The organism is Streptomyces sporangiiformans, assembly GCF_005768555.2.
Classification (GTDB): Bacteria; Actinomycetota; Actinomycetes; order Streptomycetales; family Streptomycetaceae; genus Streptomyces; species Streptomyces sporangiiformans.
Genome location: NZ_VCHX02000339.1, coordinates 15,063 through 32,891, shown reverse-complemented (window position 1 = coordinate 32,891; position 17,829 = coordinate 15,063). Strand labels below are relative to the sequence as shown.

At 70.7% G+C, this 17,829-nt stretch carries 19 protein-coding genes, 1 tRNA gene and 1 pseudogene; 6 read left to right on the top strand and 15 right to left on the bottom strand.

Annotated features, from left to right (window positions below; all coding sequences use genetic code 11):
• Window positions 1-123 precede the first annotated feature (123 nt).
• Window positions 124-193, bottom strand: a tRNA-Ile gene (locus tag FGD71_RS47790).
• Between the two features lie 45 nt (window positions 194-238).
• A complete protein-coding gene (locus FGD71_RS43210) occupies window positions 239-1,687 on the bottom strand; it encodes an alkaline phosphatase PhoX (RefSeq protein WP_119106066.1) in 1,449 nt (482 codons plus the stop codon).
• Between the two features lie 299 nt (window positions 1,688-1,986).
• On the opposite strand from FGD71_RS43210, the gene FGD71_RS43205 reads away from it, so the two are divergent.
• Window positions 1,987-2,250 (top strand): hypothetical protein, encoded by a 264-nt coding sequence (locus tag FGD71_RS43205; protein WP_240437053.1) that lies wholly within the window; start codon window positions 1,987-1,989, stop codon window positions 2,248-2,250.
• A gap of 130 nt (window positions 2,251-2,380) precedes the next feature.
• On the opposite strand, the gene FGD71_RS43200 is transcribed toward FGD71_RS43205, so the two are convergent.
• A complete protein-coding gene (locus tag FGD71_RS43200; protein WP_119106064.1) occupies window positions 2,381-3,808 on the bottom strand; it encodes a hypothetical protein in 1,428 nt (475 codons plus the stop codon).
• Window positions 3,809-4,128: 320 nt separating this feature from the next.
• Here FGD71_RS43200 and FGD71_RS43195 point away from each other — a divergent pair, with 320 nt between their 5' ends.
• Complete coding sequence (locus tag FGD71_RS43195) at window positions 4,129-5,961, top strand: endonuclease/exonuclease/phosphatase family protein (protein ID WP_119106063.1); 1,833 nt, start codon at window positions 4,129-4,131, stop codon at window positions 5,959-5,961.
• Window positions 5,962-6,065: 104 nt separating this feature from the next.
• On the opposite strand, the gene FGD71_RS43190 is transcribed toward FGD71_RS43195, so the two are convergent.
• Together FGD71_RS43190 and FGD71_RS43185 are read right to left on the bottom strand one after the other, a co-directional pair.
• Window positions 6,066-6,803 (bottom strand): SRPBCC family protein, encoded by a 738-nt coding sequence (locus FGD71_RS43190; RefSeq protein ID WP_119106062.1) that lies wholly within the window; start codon window positions 6,801-6,803, stop codon window positions 6,066-6,068.
• Between the two features lie 29 nt (window positions 6,804-6,832).
• The gene (locus tag FGD71_RS43185) at window positions 6,833-7,483 is read right to left on the bottom strand and encodes an ArsR/SmtB family transcription factor (RefSeq protein ID WP_119106061.1); all 651 of its coding nucleotides are present in this window, start codon (window positions 7,481-7,483) and stop codon (window positions 6,833-6,835) included.
• A 131-nt stretch (window positions 7,484-7,614) separates the two neighbouring features.
• Between FGD71_RS43185 and FGD71_RS43180 the strand changes: the two are divergent.
• A pseudogene (locus FGD71_RS43180) lies at window positions 7,615-7,776 on the top strand (IS5/IS1182 family transposase); the annotation flags it as partial.
• Window positions 7,777-7,812: 36 nt separating this feature from the next.
• Here the strand turns inward: FGD71_RS43180 and FGD71_RS43175 are convergent.
• The gene (locus tag FGD71_RS43175) at window positions 7,813-8,457 is read right to left on the bottom strand and encodes a maleylpyruvate isomerase family mycothiol-dependent enzyme (protein ID WP_240437052.1); all 645 of its coding nucleotides are present in this window, start codon (window positions 8,455-8,457) and stop codon (window positions 7,813-7,815) included.
• A 117-nt stretch (window positions 8,458-8,574) separates the two neighbouring features.
• Between FGD71_RS43175 and FGD71_RS43170 the strand changes: the two genes are divergently transcribed.
• A complete protein-coding gene (locus FGD71_RS43170) occupies window positions 8,575-9,015 on the top strand; it encodes a MarR family winged helix-turn-helix transcriptional regulator (RefSeq protein ID WP_119106060.1) in 441 nt (146 codons plus the stop codon).
• Window positions 9,016-9,123: 108 nt separating this feature from the next.
• Window positions 9,124-9,924 carry a class I SAM-dependent methyltransferase gene (locus tag FGD71_RS43165; protein ID WP_119106059.1) on the top strand — a complete coding sequence of 267 codons (801 nt, stop codon included), beginning with the start codon at window positions 9,124-9,126 and terminating at the stop codon, window positions 9,922-9,924.
• Between the two features lie 121 nt (window positions 9,925-10,045).
• Here FGD71_RS43165 and FGD71_RS43160 read toward each other — a convergent pair whose 3' ends face one another.
• From FGD71_RS43160 to FGD71_RS47785, 4 genes are read right to left on the bottom strand one after another with little or no spacing between them, the layout of a single operon-like run.
• Entirely contained in the window at window positions 10,046-10,768 is a 723-nt protein-coding gene (locus tag FGD71_RS43160) for a DUF3618 domain-containing protein (RefSeq protein ID WP_240437051.1), read from the bottom strand.
• Window positions 10,765-11,178: a phage holin family protein gene (locus FGD71_RS43155; RefSeq protein WP_119106058.1), complete on the bottom strand. Its 414-nt coding sequence runs from the start codon at window positions 11,176-11,178 to the stop codon at window positions 10,765-10,767. Before FGD71_RS43155 ends, FGD71_RS43160 begins: the two co-directional genes overlap by 4 nt.
• Window positions 11,179-11,231: 53 nt before the next feature.
• Window positions 11,232-11,924 (bottom strand): hypothetical protein, encoded by a 693-nt coding sequence (locus FGD71_RS43150; protein ID WP_119106057.1) that lies wholly within the window; start codon window positions 11,922-11,924, stop codon window positions 11,232-11,234.
• Window positions 11,921-12,061, bottom strand: a complete 141-nt coding sequence (locus tag FGD71_RS47785; protein ID WP_162931387.1) for a hypothetical protein — start codon at window positions 12,059-12,061, stop codon at window positions 11,921-11,923. Before FGD71_RS47785 ends, FGD71_RS43150 begins: the two co-directional genes overlap by 4 nt.
• 182 nt (window positions 12,062-12,243) lie before the next feature.
• Here FGD71_RS47785 and dapA point away from each other — a divergent pair, with 182 nt between their 5' ends.
• The gene (gene dapA / locus FGD71_RS43145; RefSeq protein WP_162931386.1) at window positions 12,244-13,143 is read left to right on the top strand and encodes a 4-hydroxy-tetrahydrodipicolinate synthase; all 900 of its coding nucleotides are present in this window, start codon (window positions 12,244-12,246) and stop codon (window positions 13,141-13,143) included.
• Here dapA and FGD71_RS43140 read toward each other — a convergent pair.
• The 5 genes from FGD71_RS43140 to FGD71_RS43120 all read right to left on the bottom strand — a co-directional run bounded on the left by FGD71_RS43140 (window position 13,130) and on the right by FGD71_RS43120 (window position 17,762).
• Window positions 13,130-14,338: a WD40 repeat domain-containing protein gene (locus tag FGD71_RS43140; RefSeq protein WP_119106055.1), complete on the bottom strand. Its 1,209-nt coding sequence runs from the start codon at window positions 14,336-14,338 to the stop codon at window positions 13,130-13,132. The genes dapA and FGD71_RS43140 overlap by 14 nt on opposite strands.
• On the bottom strand, window positions 14,335-14,895 hold the full coding sequence (locus FGD71_RS43135) for a SigE family RNA polymerase sigma factor (protein ID WP_119106077.1): 561 nt from the start codon (window positions 14,893-14,895) through the stop codon (window positions 14,335-14,337). Before FGD71_RS43135 ends, FGD71_RS43140 begins: the two co-directional genes overlap by 4 nt.
• A gap of 236 nt (window positions 14,896-15,131) precedes the next feature.
• On the bottom strand, window positions 15,132-16,121 hold the full coding sequence (gene dapD, locus FGD71_RS43130) for a 2,3,4,5-tetrahydropyridine-2,6-dicarboxylate N-succinyltransferase (protein WP_119106054.1): 990 nt from the start codon (window positions 16,119-16,121) through the stop codon (window positions 15,132-15,134).
• A gap of 82 nt (window positions 16,122-16,203) precedes the next feature.
• On the bottom strand, window positions 16,204-17,115 hold the full coding sequence (locus FGD71_RS43125; protein ID WP_119106053.1) for a CU044_5270 family protein: 912 nt from the start codon (window positions 17,113-17,115) through the stop codon (window positions 16,204-16,206).
• A gap of 2 nt (window positions 17,116-17,117) precedes the next feature.
• Window positions 17,118-17,762 (bottom strand): RNA polymerase sigma factor, encoded by a 645-nt coding sequence (locus tag FGD71_RS43120; RefSeq protein WP_119106052.1) that lies wholly within the window; start codon window positions 17,760-17,762, stop codon window positions 17,118-17,120.
• Window positions 17,763-17,829 lie beyond the last annotated feature (67 nt).

The following is a 17,829-nucleotide window of genomic DNA, read 5'->3' as shown; positions in this document are numbered from 1 at the left end:
TCACCCAAAGAAGTAGCCGCAGCCAGCGCACCGGGAGGTGCGTGAAGTTGTGGTGTCCAGAGTTCAAGGCCGGCGGAACCGACGTAGGTGCTCTAACCCCTGAGCTACACCGGCGCGTTGTGCCGGTGGCGGGACTCGAACCCGCGGCCGCCCCATTATCAGTGGAAGTAGGTCCTGCCTTCGCACCTGGACATGCATCACTTTAGGAGGCGTACCGCGGGGTGAGCGACTGAATTAATTACGCGCGCCGCTGGCGCTTCCACGGACCCGTAATGGCCAGCAGGATGCCCGGGGTCTGGATGTTGGCGTAGAGGGTCTTTCCGTCGGGCGAGAAGGTGACACCGGCGAACTCGCTGTACTCCGGCTCCTCTTCGGTGCCGACGTTCAGGTCGTTGCGGGCGATCGGGTACGTACGGCCGCTGTCAGTGGCGCCGAACAGGTGGGAGACGCCCTCGCCGTCCTCGGCGAGGACGATGCCGCCGTACGGGGAGACGGTGATGTTGTCGGGGCCGTCGAAGGCGCCGTCCACGGACGGGTCGGGGTTGACGCCGAGGAGGACCTTCAGGGTCAGGGTGCGGCGCCTCGGGTCGTAGAACCAGACCTGGCCGTCGTGCTGGACGGGGCTCTCCTCACGGGCGTACGAGGAGACGATGTACGCGCCGCCGTCGCCCCACCACATGCCTTCGAGCTTGCGGGCGCGGGTGACCTCGCCCTCGGCGAACTGCTCACGCACCGCGACCGTCTTGGCGTCACGGTCCGGTACGTCGGTCCAGTCGACTCCGTACACGGTGCCGATCTTCGTGGCGCGGGACAGGTCGTCGACGTAACGACCGCCGGAGTCGTAGCACGTGGGAGCCTGGAGAACACCCGCGTCGTCGGCGAGGGTACGGAACTTGCCGGGGCCGTACTGGAATCCCTTCGGCGGGGTCCAGCGGAAGAACAGGCCGTTGGGCTCGGAGTCGTCCTCGGTGAGGTAGGCGTGGCCGCGCTTGGGGTCGATGACGACGGCCTCGTGGTCGTAACGGCCGAAGAACTTCAGGGGCTTGGGGTCGCGGTTGGCGCGCTGGTCGACGGGGTCGACCTCGAAGACGTAGCCGTGGTCCTTGGTCATGCCGTTCTCGCCGGCCCGGTCGGAGTTCTCCTCGCAGGTGAGCCAGGTGCCCCAAGGCGTGCTGCCGCCCGCGCAGTTGGTGGAGGTGCCGGCGATGCCGACCCACTCGGCGACGTGTCCGTCGGGGCGTACCTCGACGACCGTGCAGCCGCCGGACGCGGCCGGGTCGTACACGAGGCCCTCGGTGAGCGGCACGGGGTACGTCCACTTGGCGCGCGGACCCTTGAGCTCGTGGTTGTTGACGAGGAGGGTCGTGCCGCGCGGGCCCGCGAAGGCGGCCGTGCCGTCGTGGTTGGACGGGGTGATCTCGCCGGACTCCAGCTTGGTTTTGCCGCTGTAGGTGAGGACGCGGTACGAGAAGCCGGCGGGCAGCGCGAGGATGCCCTGGGGGTCGGGGAGGAGCGGGCCGTAGCCGACCCCGCCGCCCTGCACGTCCGGGTCGTCGCCCGTGGTCTCGGTGTCCTGGGACGCGAGAGCACCGGGCGTGGTGGCGAAGGCACCGACGCTGCCGACCAGTGCGACACCGGCGCCGGTGATCGCTGAGCGTCTGGCGAAGTCCCTACGGGTGAGCGACATGCTGTCTCCTGTGACAGTGGAGTGGGACCGTGGCGGTGGAGGGTGACCGGTGGGCGGAGTGAGCCTCGGGCGACACGGTTGCGCTCATGCCTGAACGCCCGCTGAACACGAGCCGACGTCCCGGGCCTCCTTCCGTAAACCCGTTCGGATCGGCACGCCGGATCCGTTCGCATCCGCGCCCGTCCGGGCCAACGGCGCACCCGTACGGCCCAGCAAACCTGGCGTCCGGACGGACGGCTGGAAGAATCTTCGTAAAATAGACACCACCGACCCGCACTACTCCTGGGAGGCGAGCCGCAGTGGACGCACGTCAGGCGCGCCGCCTCCATGAAGACCGGCTGATGGCCATGGCCAACGTGACCGGAGTCGGAATCGGAGAGGACGAGAGCTCGGGTGAGGACGTGATCGTCGTCTTCGTCACCCACAAGGTCCCCCGTGACCGCCTCCGTCCCGAGGACGTGATCCCGGACGACCTCGAGGGTGTGCCGGTCCGCGTCCTCGGGATGGGCGGGGACGACGGGCAGGACGGGCAGGACGGCACCGAGGAGCAGGACGAGGGCTAGGCCCCAGGCCTGTCCGGCCCTGGGGACATCCTTGACTCCGGCACCGGCCGAACGAGGTCCGACTCCGGCTCCGGCACCGGACGGGCCGGCACCGGCGCCGGGCGCCCTGGCTCCGGAGCCGGACGGTGACTCAACCCCCTTGTTGCGACCGGGCCTTGAACGCCGCCTTGCGGGCCTGCTTGGCGACCTTCTTGTCCGGGTGGAGCCGCCCCATGGCCTCGAGGACGTCCGGGGTGGCCGGGTGGTCGACGCGCCAGGCGGCGGTGAAGAAGCTGCTGTGCTGCGCCGCCAGCCCCTCGACGAGGGCGCGGAGTTCCTCCGAGTTGCCCTCCGCCGCCAGCTGGGCGGCGATCGTGTCGACGGTCAGCCAGAAGACCATGTCCTCGGACGGCGCGGGCACGTCCGGGGCGCCCCGCTCCGTGAGCCACACCCGTGCGAGTCCGCCCAGCTCGGCGTCGTCGAGCACCTCGCGCAACGCCGGCGAGGCTTCCGTGCCGACCAGCGACAGGGCCTGCTGGCAGCGCAGCCGCCGCAGCGGGGCGCCCGCGTCCAGGCCACGGGCCGCGGCGAGCAACTCCCGTGCGGCTTCGAGGGGTTCGCGCCGGGCGAGCCACTGCTCGGTCTCGGCCTGAGCGGCCGCGGGCGGAAACGTGGACGTGCCGTCGAGCAGTACGTCCGCACCCTTGTCCGCCAGGTCCCCCACCGCCGGCGCCACGAGCCCCGCCTCCAGCAGGCGGGCCCGGACGCCGTACAGCCCGAGCGGGGTGAGCCGCACCATCCCGTACCGCGAGACGTCCGTGTCGTCGACCGGCGACGCGGGTTCCTCCTCGGCGTCGGCCATCAGCGCCTCGTCGACGGGCTGGAAGTCGACGAGCCCGACGGGCTCCAGGAGCCGGAACTGGTCGTCGAGGCGCATCATCGCGTCCGACACCTGCTCCAGGACGTCGTTGGTGGGCTCTCCCATGTCGTCCGGCACGATCATCGACGCGGCGAGCGCGGGCAGCGGCACCGGCTCCTCGCCGGGGCCGTCCTCGTTGACGGTCAGCAGATAGAGGTTGCCGAGCACGCCGTCGAGGAACTCGGCCTCCGCCTCCGGGTCCCAGTCGAGCTCGGAGAGGTCGATCTCGCCGCCGCCGTCCATGGCTTCCACGAGATCGTCGAGATCGGGCACGCTCGCGTCGGCGAGCGCCGTCTCCAGCGCGCCGAGCCACAGGCCCAGTACGTCCCGTGGCGCCCCGGAGGTGACGAGCTCCAGGTCCGCGCCCGGCGCGACCGTGCCCTCCTCCTCGTCCACCACGTCGACGAGACCGGTGTCGACGGCCACCCGCCACGCCTCACTCGCGAAGGCGGCGGCGTCCTCACCTTCGAGGCCGAGTTCCCGAGCCGCGCCCGGCAGCTGCTCCTCGACGAGTTCGCCACCGGCTCCGACCCGGGTGTCCGGGCCGGCCCAGCGGGCGAGTCGCACGGCACGCGCGAGCAGAGGCGCGGCGAGCGCGTCTCGCGCGAGCTCCGCTTCGGAGCGCAGCCGCACCGGCGGGAGGGGGGAGCTGTCTGACATCGGCTGGTTCTCCTCGGGACGTACACGGGTCCACGGGACGTCCCGGACATCGCGTACCGGCCGCCCCGGAAATGCAGCTTCAGCCTAGACGGATTTCCACCCATGCCGCCCAGTTCATGAACCTGTCAGAAGCCAGTAATCCGGGAAACCTTGACAACTGCCCTGGCCACACACGAGATTGACGCGCGTAGAAACTCCCGGGTAGCTCCCCCATGGCTACCCGGGTCAGTTTCTACGCGCGTCGCCACCGCCGCACCGGTTGTGTGTCTCTGCTGCTCCATCCTCGTCCCGGCGCCCACGTACGTTCCGGAGTGATCCCGTTGCCGAGCAAGTCTTCCGCGCGCACAGCCGCGCTCACCGTCGCCGCCATCTGTTCCACGGTCTCCGCCGTGGTGTTCACCTCACCCGCCCAGGCGGACGCCGTCGCCGTCCACGACATCCAGGGCGGTACCCGGATATCCCCGCTCGCGGGCCAGCAGGTCACGGACGTGACCGGCATCGTGACGGGTGTACGAACCTACGGTTCGTCCCGGGGCTTCTGGCTCCAGGACCCGGCCGCGGACGACAGCCCGGCCACCAGTGAGGGCATCTTCGTCTTCACCGGCTCCACGCCGACTGTGGCCGTCGGGGACTCGGTGAAGGTCTCCGGCACGGTCACGGAGTTCGTGCCGGGCGGCGCCTCCTCGGGCAACCAGTCGGTCACGCAGATCACCAAGCCGACGGTGACGGTGGTGTCGAGCGGCAACGCGCTGCCGGCGGCCACGGTCATCAACAGCCGTTCCGTACCGGACGCGTACACGCCCGCGGGCGACTCGGCGGCGAAGGGTTCCGTCAATGGGCTCGCCCTGCAGCCGAAGAAGTACGCCCTCGACTTCTACGAGTCCCTCGAGGGCATGAACGTCAAGATCGGTTCGTCCCGCGTGGTCACCGCGACCGACCCGTTCTCCGAGCTGTGGGTGACGGTGAAGCCGTACGAGAACCCGAACCGCCGCGGCGGCACCGTCTACGGCTCGTACAGCTCGCAGAACACCGGCCGGCTGCAGATCCAGTCGCTGGTCCCGACCGCCACGCAGCCGTTCCCGACGGCGAACGTCGGCGACACCCTCAAGGGCACCACCGAGGGCCCGCTCGACTACACGCAGTTCGGCGGCTACACGCTGACCGCCCGCACACTGGGCACGGTCGCCGACGGCGGCCTGAAGCGCGAGACGACCCGCAAGCAGGCGCGCGACGAGCTGGCGGTGGCGACGTACAACGTCGAGAACCTCGACCCGACGGACGACTCCTTCGCCGACCACGCGGCCGCGATCGTGAACAACCTGCGATCGCCCGACATCGTGTCCCTGGAGGAGATCCAGGACAACAACGGCGCGAAGAACGACGGCACGGTCGCCGCCGACCAGACCATGCGGAAGCTGGTCGACGCGATCGCGGCGGCGGGCGGCCCGGCGTACGACTGGCGGTCCATCGACCCGGTCGACCTCGCGGACGGCGGCGAGCCGGGCGGCAACATCCGGCAGGTCTTCCTCTTCAACCCGGCGCGCGTCTCCTTCACCGACCGGGCGGGCGGCGACGCGACGACCGCCGTGGGCGTCACGAAGGCGAACGGCAAGGCACGCCTGACCCTGTCCCCGGGGCGTATCGACCCGGCGGGCGAGGCGTGGAAGAACAGCCGCAAGCCGCTGGCGGGCGAGTTCGTCTTCCGCGGCAAGACCGTGTTCGTCATCGCGAACCACTTCTCGTCGAAGGGCGGCGATCAGGCGCTGCACTCCCAGTACCAGCCGCCGGTCCGCTCCTCGGAGACCCAGCGCCACCTCCAGGCGACCGCGGTGAACGCCTTCGTCAAGGACATCCTCGCGGCGCAGAAGAGCGCGGACGTCGTCACGCTCGGCGACATGAACGACTTCGAGTTCTCCGAGACGACGAAGCTTCTGGAGAGTGACGGCGCTCTCTGGTCGGCCGTCAAGTCCCTGCCGAAGAGCGAGCGTTACAGCTACGACTTCCAGGGCAACAGCCAGGTCCTCGACCAGATCCTGATCAGCCCGTCGATCCGCAGGGACTGCGACTTCAGCTACGACAGCGTCCACATCAACGCCGAGTTCGCCGACCAGATCAGCGACCACGACCCGCAGGTGCTGCGCTTCGAGCCGTAGTGCCGTAAGTGCCGTAGTTCCTGCGCGCGGACGAGCCCGGCCCCGTCGTCCGGGGGGCCGGGCTCGTTCCCTGCTCGCTCGCTTTCGAATGCGCGGGCGCGGGCTCAGCCGCCGAACACCCCGTTCAGCCAGCCCTGCCAGGCGAGTTCGTTGCGCTCGGCGTCGGCGTCCGGGGCGAAGTCGTGGATGCTGACGCCGACCATGTAGCCCCAGTGGTTGCGGCCGAAGAAGCGGATGAGCGCGGTGTCGGTGCGCAGTCCGATGAAGTACGGGTTGCGGTAGTCGACCGAGGCGTCGAGGGGCTGTCCATCGGGGCCCTGTGCCTGGACACGCGCACCCTCGCTGGTGTCGTCCGCGAGGCCGAGCGCCCGGCCGACGGCGGCGAACGCATCCGACGCCTTGGACGCCTCGGGCCCGTCGAACGTGGCGAAGGCGACCGGTCGGCCGTCGAAGTGCGTCAGGTACTGGCGCAGGGTGTGCAGGTAGAAGTCGGTGTGCTTGCTCGCACCGTCGTACTGGTTGTCCCAGTCGTCAACGAAGATGCCGCTGTGCACGTACCGCACCCAGGCGCGGCGGCCCTCGTCGCGCGGCTCGATGGTGTAGTCGAGCTGGTTGAGGGTCTGCTCGGAGATGCCCTCGACGTCCTCGACGCGGTTGGTGAACCGGTGCGGCGGGTCCCAGGCGGTCACGGTGGACCCGAAGGGGCCCTTGCCGCCCTCGCGCGGCTCGGGGGCCTCCATCGGCCACAGCCAGCCGCCTGTGCCGCTGGTGACGGCATCCCACACCTGCTCGGGCGTGGCGTCGACCTCGAACTCGCTGGTGATCTCGAATTCCTTGGACATGATGGGCTCCTGTGCGTCAAGGCAGCTTGTCATTGGGGGAGTTCGGGGGCCTCGGGCTCCGTGACCTGGGGATGGTCGACCTGGGGCTCGTCGGCCTGGGGTTTGACCGTGGGGTGGACGGCGACGACGATCCGGTGGCTGCGGCCGCCCTCGGCGTGGGGCGCGTCGTACTTGCGGATGAGCGCGCTCACGCCCGCCGTCAGTTCCTCGATGAACGCGGCCCGGTCCGCGGCCGAGGCGAAGCGCACCTCGCCGTCGAGCGCGTACGTCGCCAGCCGCTTGCGGGCCTTGGCCGCACCCGTGATGAGCGAACCGACGTCCCGGACCAGCCGGGCACCGAGCGCCAGCAGCCAGCGCGCCGAGAGCTGGTCCCGGAAGCGGTCCGGGTCGGGCTGCACGGAGGCGAGGGCTAGCGGCGAGATGACATACGACGCGGCGGTCGCGCGCATCAGCCGCTCGGTGACGTTGCCCTTGCGGCGCTCGCCCGCGAGCTCGACCAGGCCGTGCCGCTCCAGTGCCTTGAGGTGGTAGTTCACCTTCTGACGTGGCAGCCCGACCTTGCCGGCCAGCATGGTGGCCGACGCCGGGCCGGCTGCCAGCTCGGCGAGCAGCTGGGCCCTCATGGGGTCCAGGGAGGCGGCGGCTGCGGCCGGGTCCTCGATCACGGTGACGTCCAACATGACTCCACCCTTCCACCGAAAACTTTTTTTGTCCAGACGGTTCCAGTGTTCGGTGAGAAGGGGCTGCGCCAACGGGGCTGCGCTACGCCTGGTGCGGTGCGCGAGGAGTCACTCGGGGACGGGGCCGAGCACGAGTACATACCCGACCCGACGCGGTCGCCGACGACAAGGCGTACTCGTCCCGCGCCGACCGCGCCTACCTGCGTAAACGCCAGATCAAAGCCGTGATTCCGGAGAAGGTCGACAAGGCCGCCGACCACAAGAAGAAAGACCGGCGCGGTCGGCGCTCGCTCGGCCGCCGGCCCCGCCCTGATCCCGGCACTCGCCCTCTAGTGCTTCGCCAGTACAGCCACTCCAGGCCCGCTCAGCCGGGCCAGGGCCGCTGCGTGACGGCCGGCGACGAGGAGCAGAAGGGCAGCGATCGGTCCCTCGACCACGGCGTCGCCGCCCTCCCCGGCGGACCAGTCCGTGTCGGTGGCCACAAGGCGCAAGCCCCGCAGCCGCTTGCGGGCATGGAAGGGGAAGCCCATCCGCCAGACGTGCTCGGTGGAGTGGCGGGCTGCCTCCAACGGCATGGGGCGATCGATGCCGAGCGGTACGGCGATGTCCTGGCCGTGGACCAGGACGTCCATCATGGCGTCGGCGAGCTTCTGGCCCGGCGCCAGGCGCCGGGAGCCCGATGCCGCCCTCAGTTCGGTGACGAGGTCGGCCGGGGGGCGGACCGCTTCCCGGCGAGTGACGTTGTCGACGAAGCGGTCGAAGTTGCCGCGGGCCTGGACGACGTCCCACAGCACTGGCGCAAGTCGGGCCCGCGGAGCGAGGCTCAGATGTGCGGCCACATGCCGCACGGTCCACCCCTCGCACAGCGACGGGCACGCCCACTGCTCAGGGGTCAGCGAGACCAAGAGGTCGGCCAGGTCGGCCCGCTCCTCGTCGATGACCCTCCACATCGCCGCCTTGTGCATGCCCGCCATGACCGCCCCCAGAGGTGAAGTCGGTACGATGCTCTGACCAAAGTAGTCAGTATCTCTGACTACCTTCCCACTCAAATTAGTCAGAAGCTCTGACCAGTGTCAAGGAGTCGTAGTCGCATGACCGACGAGGTCAACATCGGAGTCCTGCTCTTCGTCGCCTACCGGGCGATGGAAAACCGGGCCTTCGCCGCGGTCGCGGCGGCGGGGTACGAAGACATCACCCCTGCACAGGGCAAGCTCCTGCAGCGCGTCGACGAGGACGGCTCCCGCCTCAGCGAGCTCGCCGAGTCCGCCCAGGTGACCAAGCAGACCGCCGGCTACCTGGTCGACCAGTTGGAGCGCGGCGGCTATGTGGAACGCTGCCCGGATCCCGGCGACGCCCGAGCCCGTCTGGTCCGCCTCACCGGCAAGGCTCGTGACCTGCTCCCCATCGGCGCTGCGGCGGTTTCCGAGGTCGAGGCCGAGTGGACCTCCTACCTGGGTAAACGTCGGATGGAGCAGCTCCGCGACACCCTCACCAGGCTTCGCGAGATCACCGACCCCTATATCGACCGCTGACCGCGACCGCCGACCGCGACCGCTGACACCGGCCGCCGCCCCGGTCGTCACGACCGACCGATCGCACCGACCGCAGCCACGGCCGGCAGCGTGATGGGAGAGGCCAAGATGCCCGAATACTCACTGGCTCTGAGCGATCCGGAGATCGCTCGCTACCAACTCATGGCCGACATGGCCGAGCAGAGAGAACGCGGCCTCTGGACCGCCGCCGGGGCGGTCCCAGGCGCGCGGATCGCCGACGTGGGCTGCGGACCGGGCGCCATAGCGGCACGGCTGGCGACCATGGCCGCTCCGGACGGCGCAGTGTGGGCCGTCGACCGGGACAGGGATGCCTTGGCCGTCGCCGACGCACTCGCCGAACGATCCGGCGTGCGGGTGCATACCGTGAGGGGATCCGCCGATGCCACGGGACTGGCCCCGGGCACGTGCGACCTGGTGATGCTCAGGCACGTCCTGGCGCACAACGGCGGCCGCGAACAGGAGATCGTGGACCACCTCGCCGGGCTGGCCAAGCCCGGCGGCGCGGTCTACCTCGCCGACATCGACGCGGACTCCTCTCGCATGCGCGGGGTCGGCGATCCCGCGTTCCAGGAGATGGAGGACTGCTACCGCGAACTGCACCGGCTCCGGGGCAACGATCTGACCGTCGGCACCCGGCTCGACGAACTGCTCACCACGGCCGGCCTGGAAGTCGTCGCCTTCCAGGGCCACATCGACATCGTCAAGCCACCGCCGGGCATGCGCGGCCCGGTCTGGGCAGCCCGGGACGCCCTGGTCGCCGACGGCCTGGTCACACCTGCCGACATCGCCCACTGGGACGAGGCGTTCCGGCACGCAGAAAAGGACGGGACCGAGATCAGGTTCTTCGCCGCCGTCTTCGTCGCCTTCGGTCGGCGACCCATACCTTGATCACGACTGGGGACAGGCCCTGGGGGTGTCGTTCTGGATCACGCCGGATCAGGTCGCGGCATCATGGGGGTCCCTCCGCTCATGGGGTCCCCTGGGTGATCCGAACGACACCCCCTGGGTGTCAGTGCCGGCCGACGGCGCCGCGGAGGCCACTCGTGCGGCGCGCGCCGAGCGCGTCGGCGAGGCCACCGGAGCGACGGGGGACGATCCTGCCCAGGCCCTTGGCGCCGCGGAGCCGCATGGCACGGAGGCCGTGCTTACGGTGCAGCCCCATACGGCCGAGGCCGAAACCACTGGTGCCTCCGCGGCCGATGGCGCGCTTCAGGGCACTGGTGTGGCGGCGCCCCACGAGGGCGTGGCGCCCGGTGAGCTGGCGGTGGCCGGTGAGGTAGCGATGGCCGTGGGGCCGACGGCGCAGCATCCCTGCCGCGACCACGGCTCCGGCTCCGGCGACCAGGGCGGCGGTCGCGGTGGTACGCACGGGCCGCGGCACTTCCTGAACGGCGTGCCCGGCTCGCGCCGCCTTGTCCTGCACGGCATGCCCGGCCCCGGAAGCCTTGCCCTTGAGTTCGGCGCCCCGCGCTCGCGCGCGACCCCGTACATCCGCCTTGGCGGCCAGCTCCTCCACGGTGTCGCCCAGCTGCTGACGGGTCTGCGCGATCTGCTGCCGCAGCTCGTCCGGGCCCTTGGCTCCACGGCCCGCCGTCCGGGCGCCCTCCTCGGCGCCGGCGGTCTGCGGGGTCTCCGAAGTCTCCGAGGTCTCCGGGGCACCGGCGGCGCCGGCGCCAGTGGCCTCGGCCGGCTCAGCAGCCTCCATGCCCTTCTTGTCCTTCCTCTCCTTCATCGATGCGCCCTTTCCTTGATCTCGTCGACATCGGCCCGGACGCTGTTGAGGGTCTCCTCGGGGAGGGGCGGCGCGGCGCGGCCCAGCTGGGCGCGGCCGGTCAAGCCCAGTACGCCGGCGAGCGCGAAGAGCACGCCCGCGACAATGAGCGCGGACGCCCACACCGACAGCTCTAGGGAGAGCGCGGCGACACCGGCGCCGGCCAGGGCCATCAGGCCCACATACGCGACGGCTCCGGCCGCACCGAGCAGCCCGCCACCGCGTCCCGCGCGCCGGCCCTTCTGCGCCAGCTCCTCCTTCGCGAGCCGCACTTCCTGCCGTACCAGCTCGGAGAGCTGTTCGGTGGCCTGTCCGACGAGCTCGCCAACCGAGTGGTGTTCTTCCGGCAGCCGGTGGATGGTCCCGGTCACGGCGTCCCACCTCCTCTCGTCTCGGGATCTCCGAGTACCCCGCCGAGCCGCCGCTATCCCTGTCCGGCTTCGCGGCCGTCCAGCCGCGCCAGCTGGCTCTGGAACCAGTCGAGCCGGGCCTGGAGGAGCGCGGCCTCGGCGACCAGCTCGGACACGCCGAGCCCCTGGGGCAGATCGGCCGCCGCCAGGTCGGCACCGGCGAGCCGGTCACCGTGACCGGCCCGTACCCGCAGCCCTTCTCCGCCCAGCCGTGCGAAGGTCGCCAGGGACACGGACGGACGACCGCGTACGCATCCGGCGCAGGCCGCCGCCAGGGCCCGCCAGCCGGGCTTTCCCCACCCCGCGTCGGCCAGCGCCACGGCCGCGGCGCCGCAGGCGCAGGGGCCGACCGTGGCGGTACGGACCCGCTGGCGCGCGTATCGGAACCCGCGCTCGAAGCGGATGTACGCACCGAGGACGGTCACTTCCAGAAGTACGGCGTTCCGGTGCTCGGCGGTGCAGAGCATCGCCTCCGCCGCCGTGCGGTCGTGCACACAGTGGAAGCCGCAGTCGCAGCGGCGGTGCGGCGCCCGGTGCCGTCGCCCGTACACACACCCCGCCTCGTCGAGCACCTCGTACGGCAGCGCGGCGCCCAGCGACACACCGGTGAACCCGGCCCGGGTGCCGTCCTGCGACAGCATCGGGTGGGCGACCTTGAATCCGGTGGGCGGCTCCGCCGGACGTTCCTCGGGGAGCCGCACCCTCATCGTGCGACCGGAACCTCTTCGGCGGCGGGCTCCAACTCCCCGATCTCCCCGATCTCCTCAGGGAGTCGCAGCTCCTCGTCCGTTACCCGCGGCTGCTCTTCCGCGACTCCGGTGGCGAGCGCCTTACCCAGCCTCATAACGCCTCCCGTGACCGACAGCCAACTACCGTCCTCGCCATGGTGACGTATCAAGGGCGCCTTGGCACCAGGGCCTCGGCGCCGTGCTGCTCGGGCGCGCAGCACTTTACGTAGCAGGCCTGAGCAGTACTTCGTAGAAGAATTAAGTGGAGCTTCACGGTGGTGCTGTCGACACTACGTCCATGACGACTTCGCGCCCCGCTCCCTTCGGCCGCGCCCTCTGCGCGATGATCACGCCGTTCACCGCCTCCGGGGCGCTGGACCTCGACGGCGCGCAACGGCTCGCCGACCGGCTGGTGGCCGGGGGCTGCGACGGCCTGGTCCTGTCCGGTACGACGGGCGAGTCGCCCACCACCTCGGACACGGAGAAGGCCGAGCTCGTGCGCGCGGTCCGCGAGGCGGTCGGCGACCGGGCGCACATCGTCGCGGGCGTCGGCACAGCCGACACGCGGCACACCGTGGAGCTCGCCCTGGCGGCCGAAAAGGCGGGCGCGGACGGCCTGTTGGCGGTCACACCGTACTACAGCAGACCCCCGCAGGACGCCGTCGAGGCCCACTTCCGCGAGCTCGCCGATGCCTGTGGGCTGCCGCTCGTTCTGTACGACATCCCCGGCCGTACCGGCACCCGCATCGAGCCGGAGACCATGGTCCGCCTCGCGGAGCACCCGAGGATCACGGCGGTGAAGGACTGCGCCTACGACCTGCTGGGCACCCAGAAGGTACTGGCGGAGACGGAGTTGGCGTACTACACGGGCTGCGACGAGTACGCGCTCGCGCTGTACGCGATCGGTGGTTCCGGCTACATCAGTACGGTGGCCAATGTGACGCCGCGTCACTTCCGAGCGATCATCGACGCGTTCGACGCGGGGGAGACGGACGAGGCCGCCCGGCTTCAGCGACTCACCATTCCGCTCACGGAGTTGATGATGGGCTTGGGGCTTCCCGGCACCGTGACAGCGAAGGCGATCCTCAACAGCCTCTCTCTGCCCGCCGGGCCGGTGCGCGCACCGCTGCGGCCCGCCGGCCGCGAGGCGGTCGACGGGCTGCTTGCGGCGTTCGAGGACCTGGTCAGCGCTCGCTGAACATCGGCGTCCAGCGGCCCGGGGTCACGGCCGAGGCCTTGCGGAAGTCGCTGAGCGGGACGACCTTGTCGCTGCCGATGGTGACCAGCAGGAGCTGGTTGCGGAATTCGTTCTTGCCGTCGCACTTCTTGGGATCGCATCCCCAGATGACGAGCCGCTTGTCGTCGGCCCAGGCGAGCGGCGTCTGCCCTCCGGCCACCTTGGTGACCACCTTGCCGGTGTAGGCGTCGAGGACCGCACCACCGTCCGCCGCGACGAGCTTGCCGTTCGGGGACACTCCCGCGTCGCTGATCCAGTGTGTGTACTTCTCGTTCGCGGGCTTGTCGACCTCGTTGCCCTTGAAGTCGTAGTACTGCATGTGGGGCTCGGTGGTGAGCCCCGAGTAGACCAGCTTGCCGTCGTGGCTGAAGCCGAAGTCCTGGCGGACGTTGAGGTCCTGGGCCTCGTACGAGACAGCGCTCCACGAGCTTTCGCCGGAGTCCACGTCGATGACGTAGAAGCCGGTCCGGCTCGACTCGCCCCACTGGGGCATCCAGTCGTTGTTCTTGCCGTCGCCGTCGCTGTCGTAGTCCCCCTTGTACAGCAGGTCCGGGTTCTTGCCGTACGTCGTCGCGACGAGCTTGCTGCCGTCGGGCGAGAACTCGACACCCGCGACCCCCCGGTCGACCGGGATCCAGCGCTCGACCTTGCCGGTGAGCAGGTCGAGCAGGCCGATTCGCTTGGCCGGGAGGTCCTTCTCCAGGACGGCGGCGGTGCGCATGCCGGGGGCGACGTCGATGAAGGACCACTTGGTGGTCTTCTCGTACCTGCCCGTCTTCTGGTTCAGGAGCCAGTAGTCGCGGACGTGGACGGCGCGGTCCTTCGTCTGCTTGTCGATGCTCCAGGTGTAGTACGCGGCCAGCGCGGTGTCACCGGCCGCGATCAGGGCGCGGGGCGGCGACTGGTCGGGGTGGGCGATGATGTCGCTCTGGTTCTTCTCGCTCGCGAGCCGCACGTCGTCCTTGCCGGAGTCCAGCATCGGTACCGACACCGCGATGGCGACCACGGCGGTGGTGGCCGCGGCGAGGGCCGCGAGCCTACGGGTGTGCCGGCGCCGCCGGACGGTCAGCACCCGGTCGGCGAACCCCGGACCGACGGACAGTGGTTCGGCGGCCTGCTCCCGCAGGGAGTCACGGACCAGTTCGTCGACGTTCACGGGCGTACCTCCACGGGCGAGAAGTCACGGGACGGTGCCTCTTCGACGTCCGCGAGGCCGAGCAGGGCCAGTTCGGGCGCGAGGGCGCGCAGCCGGGCGAGCGAGCGGTGGGTGGTGGAGCGCACGGTCCCGACGGAGCAGCCGAGGATCCTGGCCACGTCGGCCTCCGGCAGGTCCTCGAAGTAGCGCAGCACGAGCACGGTCCGCTGCCGCGCGGTGAGCCGCGCCAGCGCCCCGCGCATGACGATCCGCAAATCGGCGGCGGAGGCGGCGTCACCTCCGCCCGTCTTCCCCTCGGGCGGCTCGGCGACGCTCAGCTCCCGCCTGCGCCACTTCAGCCGCCAGCGGCTCACCTGCTGGCGATACAGAATCTGCCGTACGTACGCTTCCGGGTCGTCGATCCGCTGCCACCGCCCCGCGGCCTTGATCAGCGCGTTCTGCAGCAGGTCCTCGGCGGCGTGCCGGTCCCCGCCGCTGAGCAGGACAGCGGTCTTCAACAACGCCGACGACCGGTTCTCCACGAACTCCCGGAAGCGCTCCTGCCCTTGGGCATCCATCGTCACCTTCTCTTCCCCGGCGGGTTCTCCCCCGCTTTCCACCCCTTGTGACGCGCCCGGCCCTCTCCCGCTATGCCTTCGCCGCAGAGAAACTTCCCAGACTCCGCAACTTCCCAGACTCCGCGATTTCCCAGACTCCGCACCGCGCCGCCCCGCAGTGCCACACAGGCGAGCGCCCTCCCACGGTGTCCGTGGGAGGGCGCTCGGTGTGGCGCTGAGCGTGAAGTCGTGCAGCGTCAGTTGTGGCTGTGGAGGACGTCGTTCAGACCGCCCCAGACCGCGTTGTTCGGGCGGGCCTCGACCGTGCCGGTGACCGAGTTGCGGCGGAAGAGGATGTTCGAGGCGCCGGACAGCTCGCGGGCCTTGACGATCTGGCCGTCGGGCATCGTGACCCGGGTGCCGGCGGTGACGTACAGGCCCGCCTCGACCACGCACTCGTCGCCGAGCGCGATCCCGACGCCCGCCTCGGCGCCGATGAGGCAGCGCTCGCCGATGGTGATGCGGACGTTGCCGCCACCGGAGAGGGTGCCCATGGTGGAGGCGCCGCCGCCGATGTCCGAACCGTCGCCGATCACGACGCCGGCCGAGACGCGGCCCTCGATCATCGACGTGCCGAGCGTGCCGGCGTTGAAGTTCACAAAGCCCTCGTGCATGACCGTGGTGCCCTCGGCGAGGTGCGCGCCGAGCCGGACCCGGTCGGCGTCGGCGATGCGTACACCCTTGGGTGCCACGTAGTCGGTCATGCGCGGGAACTTGTCGACGGACGTCACCTGGAGGTGCAGCCCCTCGGCACGGGCGTTCAGCCGGACCTTCTCGAGGTCGTCGACGGGGACCGGGCCGAGCGAGGTCCAGGCCACGTTGGCGAGGTGGGCGAAGATGCCGTCCAGGCTCTGGCCGTGCGGCTTCACCAGGCGGTGCGAGAGCAGGTGCAGCCGCAGGTACGTGTCGTGCGCGTCGAGCGGCTTCTCGTCGAGCGAGGCGATGACCGTGCGGACCGCGACCACCTCGACGCCACGGCGGGCGTCCGGCCCGACCGCCGCCGTCGCGCCTGTGCCGAGCAGCTCAGCGGCCCGCTCGGCGGACAGCCGCTCCGTGCCGGCCGGGCCGGGCTCGGCGACGAGCTCGGGGGCGGGGAACCAGGTGTCGAGAACGGTGCCGTCGGCGGCGACCGTGGCGAGGCCGGCGGCGACGGCGCCGGTGGTGCGAGAAGCAGTCGTGTCGGTCATGGGTGAAACCTAACCGGCCGGGGCCGCCAGGGGCTAACCGGTGCGCCCGGCATCTCACGTGCCGGGCGCACCAAGGTCGGCGTCAGGGGCGCTCGCCCTTTTTGCCGACCACCGCCATGGCCAGCCGGGCACCGCTGATGACGACGTCCCCCTTCTTCCACTCCTCGGTGCCCCTCCGGGCCACCAGCCGATGACCGCTGTAGAGGTAGGTGCCGGGATTCAGGAGGAATTCGTTCCGGTCCACCATCGTGTCCTTGCTCGGCAGGTACAGCGCGATGGCGTCGCGCCCCGCCGCGTCCTGGACCTGTGCGGCCCGCAGGCCGGGAATCGTGGCCATGGCCCGGTAGACCTTGGCGAGATCCTCGGCGTCGTACGCGTACGCCCGGCTGACGACCGCGGTGAGGGCGCGGTACTCGTGTTCGGTACGGGTCTCGGACTCGTCGGTGGCGTAGAAGAACTTGCGTGCCTTCTCCCGGATCTTCTTCGGGTCGTCGGGCAGGCTCTTGAGGAACTCGTACTCCTCCCTGGGCGAGTGGTCGTCCCCGGCCCGCCCGTCCTCCATGGAGGGATCGGCGTACTTCATCCAGTCCTCGCCCGTCTGCGGCCCCGGCTGCTCGTCGTCGGTGATGTTCACTTCGACGGACTTGACGTAGATCCACTGGCCGTCGCGCGCGGTGACCGAGGGGCCGGCCGCGATCACGTCCGCGGCCTCGTTCAGCAGGTCCTTGGCGCTGCCCAGTTCCAGGAAGTACGTCGGCTGGGCGCCGGGCTGCGCATCACGCCCGTCGCTCACCACCTGGGTGCCGAGCACCGCCGCCACCGTGATCGCGGCGGCCGCCCCCACCGCGGCGAGCCGCCAGTCGGCGCGAATTCTCCGGCTCCGACGGCCGCGCGCCGCCTCCCGCAGCAGCAGCTCACGCCCGGGGGCGAGCCTGCCGCGCCGGGGTACGGGAGCCTCGGCCCTCAGTTCACGAACCGCCGTCATCTCGTCCATGGCTAGACCACCTCCGTGGCGTCGATCGTGAATGCGGGGTCGGCGCCGAGGGCCGAACGCACCTTGCGGCGGGCGCGGTTGAGCCGGGACCGGACGGTGCCCACAGGGATGTCGAGCGCCTCGGCGACCTCCACATACGTCAGGTCCGCCCAGGCGACGAGCAGCAGCACATGCCGGTCCCCCGCCGGAAGTGCCGCCAGGGCGCCGGCGAGCGGTCGCTGCGCCGCGACCCTGCTCTCCGTCTCCTCGACCCAGGAGGCCGCGACGGGGTCGTGCCCGGTCCGCGCCAGCGCCTTGAGCGCCCGGACCTCGGCGCGGCGCTGCTTGCCGATGAGGTTGCCCGCGATGCCGTAGAGCCAGGGGCGCGCGTTGGTGCGCGTCAGGTCGTAGCGGCCGCGGATACGGAACGCCGTGAGGAAGGTGTCCGCGGTGATGTCGTCCGCCATGCCGTCGCCGAGGCGACGGGACACGTAGCGGTGGATGTCCGGCGCGTGCCGGTCGTAGAGCCGGGCGAAGAGCTCCGGTTGTTCCAGCGACTGGGCGACGACCTCCGCGTCGTCCCCGGCCTGTCGGTCCTGCAGGTCCTGCCGGCCCTGCCCGTCCCGCCCGTCCGGCGTGCGCGCCTCCGGTTGCGGTGGTCCCGTCACAAGGCCTCCCCCTGCTTCGTCATGCCGAGCTTGTCACCCGCTGTTCCCCGATGGGCGGCAGAAGGTT